General features: G+C 77.6%; 3 protein-coding genes and 1 pseudogene. 1 reads left to right on the top strand and 3 read right to left on the bottom strand.

Annotated features, from left to right (window positions below; all coding sequences use genetic code 11):
* The 3 genes and pseudogenes from entE to D459_RS0127420 all read right to left on the bottom strand — a co-directional run.
* Positions 1-200 (bottom strand): annotated as a pseudogene (gene entE, locus D459_RS33050) (2,3-dihydroxybenzoate-AMP ligase); the annotation flags it as partial.
* A 109-nt stretch (positions 201-309) separates the two neighbouring features.
* The gene (locus D459_RS0127425) at positions 310-1,479 is read right to left on the bottom strand and encodes an isochorismate synthase (RefSeq protein ID WP_017596198.1); all 1,170 of its coding nucleotides are present in this window, start codon (positions 1,477-1,479) and stop codon (positions 310-312) included.
* A 34-nt stretch (positions 1,480-1,513) separates the two neighbouring features.
* Positions 1,514-2,296 carry a 2,3-dihydro-2,3-dihydroxybenzoate dehydrogenase gene (locus D459_RS0127420; protein WP_017596197.1) on the bottom strand — a complete coding sequence of 261 codons (783 nt, stop codon included), beginning with the start codon at positions 2,294-2,296 and terminating at the stop codon, positions 1,514-1,516.
* A gap of 504 nt (positions 2,297-2,800) precedes the next feature.
* Between D459_RS0127420 and D459_RS0127415 the strand changes: the two genes are divergently transcribed.
* Positions 2,801-4,312: an FG-GAP repeat domain-containing protein gene (locus tag D459_RS0127415; RefSeq protein WP_017596196.1), complete on the top strand. Its 1,512-nt coding sequence runs from the start codon at positions 2,801-2,803 to the stop codon at positions 4,310-4,312.
* Positions 4,313-4,436 lie beyond the last annotated feature (124 nt).

Genomic DNA, 4,436 nt, shown 5'->3' with positions numbered 1-4,436 from the left:
GGGGGGGGGGGGAGCCGGTCGGCGCGGGCGTCCAGTTCGGCGTAGGTCCAGCGGCGGCCGCCGCCGACGACGGCGGTGCGGTCGGCGAAGCGGCGGGCCCGGTCGCGGAGGAAGGCGCCGAAGGTCTCCCCGGTCCAGTACCCGGCCGCCCGGTAGCGTTCGGCGAACTCGGCGGGCCAGGGGGTGCATCCGTCGCGCATGGCAGCGGGTTCCTTCTGTGGTCGGTGCCCGGGTCGGGGCGGTCGCGGTCGGCTCCGGCGGGCGCGGCCCGCGGTCGGACGGGGTGCGGGGGGCGCGGGGCCCCGGGGGTCACAGCGCCCGGTTGATGCCCAGGGCGAGCAGCAGGGTGCGCAGCTTGGCGGAGGTCTCGTCGAGTTCTTCGGCGGGGTCGGAGCCCTCGACGATGCCGCCGCCGGCGTAGAGGTCCAGTCCGTCTCCGCTGATGTCGGCGCAGCGGATGGCGACCGCCCACTCGCCGTCGCCGGAGGCGTCGGTGTAGCCCACCGCGCCGGTGTAGAAGCCGCGGTCGAAGGGCTCCAGGCGGGAGATGGCGCCGCGGGCGGCGTCGGTGGGGGTGCCGCAGACCGCCGGGGTGGGGTGGAGGGCGCGGGCCAGCTCCACCGACGGGGTGTCGGGGTCGGCCAGCTCCCCGGAGACCCGGGTGGACAGGTGCCACATGGTGGCGGTGCGGATCAGCTCCGGTTCGTCCGGGACGTCCAGCCGGGTGCAGAACGGCCGCAGCCCCTCGGCGACCGCGTCCACCACCAGGGCGTGCTCGCGGCGGTCCTTGGCGGAGCCGAGCAGCTCCACCGCGTTGTGCTGGTCCTTGGTGGGGTCGGCGCTGCGCGGCCGGGAGCCGGCCAGCGGGTTGGAGGCCGCGCGCCCGCCGCGCTTGGCGACCAGCAGCTCGGGGCTGGCGCCGATGAAGGTGCGCGGGCCGGGCAGGTCGGCGCGGGGCGGCAGGTTCATCGCGAAGGTGAACCCGGCGGGGTCGCGCCAGGCGAGGTTGCGCAGCACCTGCGCGGCGTCGACCGGGCCGGGGCCGACCAGGCGCAGGCTGCGCGCCAGCACCACCTTCTCCAGGTCGGGGCCGAGTTCCCGGACGGCGCGGCGCACCGCTTCGCGGTGCTCGCCGGGTTCGGGCAGCGGTTCGGCCTTCCACGGGCCGGGCAGGGCCCGGCGCTCGGCCGCCGCCGCGGCGTCCCGGGCGGAGGCCAGGGGCGGCGCGGTGTGCACGGCGGCCGGGACGGTCAGGTGGGCGGGGGCGTCCGGGGCGAAGGGGACGGCGCCGATCGCGACGGGGTCGCGGTGCCATCCGGCGTCGCGGACGCCGCGCAGCATCTGCGGGACCCGGGCGAGGTCGTCGGTGGTGTCCAGGGCGCCTTCGCCGAGCAGGGTGCGCTCGGGGGTGGCGATCAGCGACATGCCGGGGGCGTAGGCCGCCAGCAGGGAGGACGGGGAGGTCGGGTGGTGGGGCACCGTTCGGCCTTTCTCGTGGTGTGCCTGCGCTGCCTCAGCAGGGGGTGGCCCCGCCGTCGACCCGCAGGTCGTGTGCGGTGACGTGGCGGGCGTCGCTGGAGGCGAGGAAGCGCACCGCGGCGGCGACGTCCTCCGGTGCGGCGATGCGGCCCAGCGGGATCCCGGTGCGGAACAGCGCCGGGTCGCCGGCGACGGTCTTCGCCGCGCCGTCGGGGCCGGACCACATGCCGCGCTGCATGGGGGTGTCGGTGGAGCCGGGGGAGACGACGTTGCAGCGCACGCCGCTGCCGGCGACCTCCAGGGCGAGCGCCCTGGTGAAGGCGGCCGCGGCGGCCTTGGAGGCGCCGTAGGCGGACAGGCCGGCCCGGGGCGTGGTGCCGGCGTTGGAGCCGACGGTGGTGATGGTGCCGGCGCCGCGCAGGACCATCCGGTTCGCGGCGGCGCGCAGCACGTGGAAGACGCCGGTGGCGTTGACCGCGATCAGCTCGGCCCAGTCGGCGTCGCTCGTTTCGGCCCCCGGCCCGGTCCGCAGCACGCCGGCGACGCTGACGGCGTGGCGGACCGGTCCGAGGTCGCGCTCGGCGGCGGCGAACAGCTCCTCCACCGCCTCCGGGTCGCGCACGTCGCAGGGGTAGGGGCGGACGTCGTGCCCGTCCGCGGCGAGTGCGGCGGCGGTGCCGCGCAGCGGCTCCTCGGCCAGGTCGGCCGCTGCGACGCGGGCGCCGGCCTCGGCGAGCGCCCGGGCGACCGCGGCCCCGATGCCCTGTCCGGCCCCGGTGACCAGAGCGACCGTTCCTTCGATCCCGTTGTGGGACACCCATCCCCCTCGACGTGAAACAGGCAGCCATTCCCCACTAAGGCAATGCTTACCTAAGCGAACCGCCCGTCAGTCTGGGGCGACGCCGCGTATCGTGTCAACCCACCCGACCGCCCTGACCGGGGGCGGAGCACCCGCGTCCACCGCCGCCACCGCCACCGACCTGCCCAAACGAACCAAGGTGTGGCTTACCTAATTCTTCGCGAAAAGGGACACTCCACGTCGATCCGGTCCGGCAGGAGTGCCGCCCGCGCCCCGCCCGGAGAGCGGGGCCGGAAAGCAGGGCCGGGGAGCGGGGACGGAGCCGGAGCCGCCCTGCCGGGAGCGCTTCCGCGCCCCTCCCCGGCGGGGCGCCCCGCCGGCGTGGGAGAGTCGTTCTCCCGGACGGGGAGAGCGCCTTCCCGCCGCGCGAGGGGCCCTCCCGGGAGGCGGAGGACAACGCGGCGCGGCCGCCGCGCGTCCCCTCCCCGTACCCCGCACCCCAGAGGAAGGCCCCGCCCCGACATGCCGCTCCCCCGCAGACCCCTCCTCCCCCTCGCCGCCGCGGCCCTGCTCGCCCTGGCCGCCGGCTGCGGAGCCCCGGCCGAGCCCGAGGACGGCCCGGAACCGGGCCGGTGCGGGGGCTCCCCCGCCTCGGCCGCCCCGGACGGCGCGGTCCCCGGGGACATGGACGGCGACGGGCGGGAGGACCTCGTCGCCTCCTTCGGCTCCACCGCCCTCTCCGGCGCGTCCGAGGAGCCCACCGGGTACATCGCCGCCGTGCCCGGCGGCCCGGACGGCCCCGACGCGGAGCGCACCTGGACGCTGCGTGCCGGCGAGGACGGGCTCCCCGGCCTCTCCGGCGGCGGTTCGGCCTTCGGGGGCGGCGCCCTGCTCGGCGACTTCGACGGCGACGGGTACACCGACATCGCCGCCGCCGGCGGCCCGGAGAGCGGCGCCGAGGACGCCCTGGACGTGCCGGTCCTGCTGTGGGGCGGCGAGGGCGGGCCGGACGGCGGCGCCCGGATCCCGCTGGAGGAGTCCGCCCGGCCGAGCGCGGTCGGCGACTTCGACGGCGACGGCACCTCCGACCTGCTCGTCCAGCGCGGTTCCTACAGCGGTCCCGAGGGCAGCGTGCTGTACGGCCCCTTCGACCGAGACGGCGCCCCCGCCGCCGAGCGGGACGGGGCGCCGGCCTCGACCGGCGGGATCGACTACTCCTTCATCACCGGGGACCTGACCGGCGACGGCTGCGACGAGGTCATCGGCTTCGGCTCGTTCGAGGAGATGGCCTACGACACGCAGGTGTGGCTGGCCTCGGAGCAGGGCCTCACCGAGGGCCCCGCGCTCACCACCGCCGACGCCGGGGTGGTCGCCGACGTCGACGGCGACGGCCGCGGCGACCTGGTGGTGCGCGACATCGGCAGCACCGTGGAGGACGCCCCCTGGGAGGAGAGCACCGTCCTGGTGTTCCCCGGCGGCCCGGACGGCCCGGCCGAGAAGCCGTCCGCCGAACTGACCCTGGACTCGCCGGGGATCCCCCTGGACGCGGACGTGAGCGACCAGTTCGGCGCGGTCCTCGCCGCGGGCGACGTCGACGGCGACGGCCGCGCCGACATCGCCGCGAGCGTGAACCGCCCGGCCGGAGGCGACCCGGCCATGGTGGACCGGGCCGACGTGATCCTGCTGCGCGGCGGCCCCGACGGCCTCACCGGCGAGGACTCCGAGCTGCTGCGCCCGGAGGACGCCGGAGCGCCGGCACCGGCCGGCGCCGACCAGGACGACCCGCTCTACGACGCCTACAGCGAGATCCCGCGGACCGGGCTGCGCTTCCTGGACGCCGACGGCGACGGCTCCGACGAGATCGCCGCCACCACCCCGCTGACCGATTCCGAGGGGTACCGGGAACGCCCCGGGCCGATCTGGTTCTTCCGCCCCGGCGGGGACGGCGGGGACGGCGGGGGCGCCGCTCCCGCCCCACTCGCCCCGGAGGACCTCGGCTCCCCGGACCGGGGCGGCCACCTGGCCACCGGCTGATCCCCGGCAGCGGGCCGGAGGCCATCGCCCGAGCGCGGCACCTCACGGGGTTGGGGTTAAAGCGGGCGGCGAAGGCAGCGACGGGGACCGGCCGGTCGGTCCGGCGCGGCGCCCCACGGAGTGA

The organism is Nocardiopsis potens DSM 45234 (genome assembly GCF_000341105.1).
In the GTDB taxonomy this organism is placed as follows: Bacteria; Actinomycetota; Actinomycetes; order Streptosporangiales; family Streptosporangiaceae; genus Nocardiopsis_A; species Nocardiopsis_A potens.
The sequence above is the reverse complement of the archived record's forward strand: the minus strand, read 5'-3'. Positions and strand labels throughout refer to the sequence as shown.

Bases quoted from the DNA above. Each gene is read 5' to 3' on its own strand.
- D459_RS0127415 (WP_017596196.1), top strand. From the start codon at position 2,801: ATGCCGCTCCCCCGCAGACCCCTCCTCCCCCTCGCCGCCGCGGCCCTG.